Genomic DNA, 747 nt, shown 5'->3' on the forward strand with positions numbered 1-747 from the left:
CCCAGACTCCCGCCACCGCCCCAGGTCCCCGCATGCTCACCCGTCCCATCCCCAGCTCGGGCGAGGCCCTGCCCGTCATCGGCCTCGGCACCTGGCAGACCTTCGACGTCGGCGGCGCCGCGAACGAACGCGCCCCACTGGCCCAGGTCCTCCAGAAGTTCTTCGCCTCGGGCGCGCGCCTCATCGACTCGTCGCCCATGTACGGCCGCTCCGAGGCCGTGGTGGGCGACCTGCTGAAGCAGTCCGGCCAGGAGAAGACGCCCTTTCTGGCCACCAAGGTCTGGACGCGCGGCAAGGCCGAGGGCGCCGCTCAAATCCAGGCCTCGCTCCAGCGCATGGGCCACGGCCGCATGGACCTGATGCAGGTGCACAACCTGCTCGACGTGGACACCCACCTGCCCGTGTTGCGCGAGCTGAAGGCCGCGAAGAGGATCCGCTACATCGGCGTCACCCACTACGCGCGCAGCGCCTTCGACGACCTGGAGCGCCACATCAAGAGCAGCGCCCTGGACTTCGTGCAGCTGCCCTACTCGCTCGCGATGCGCGACGCGGAGGCGCGCCTGCTGCCCGCGGCGAAGGAGCACGGCGTCGCCGTGCTGGTGATGGAGCCCTTCGACAAGGGCAACCTCTTCCGCAAGATGAAGGGCCGCGCCCTGCCGGCCTGGGCCGCGGACTTCGACTGCACCAGCTGGGCCCAGTTCTTCCTCAAGTTCATCCTGGGCCACCCCGCCGTGAACTGCCCCATCC

General features: G+C 69.9%; 1 protein-coding gene. It reads left to right on the top strand.

The features are described 5' to 3' along the window. Positions 1-32 precede the first annotated feature (32 nt). Positions 33-747 (top strand): aldo/keto reductase (locus D7X74_RS42235; RefSeq protein ID WP_147446927.1); only part of this gene is annotated, 715 nt, incomplete at its 3' end.

Source organism: Corallococcus sp. CA047B (assembly GCF_003612065.1).
GTDB lineage: Bacteria > Myxococcota > Myxococcia > Myxococcales > Myxococcaceae > Corallococcus > Corallococcus praedator.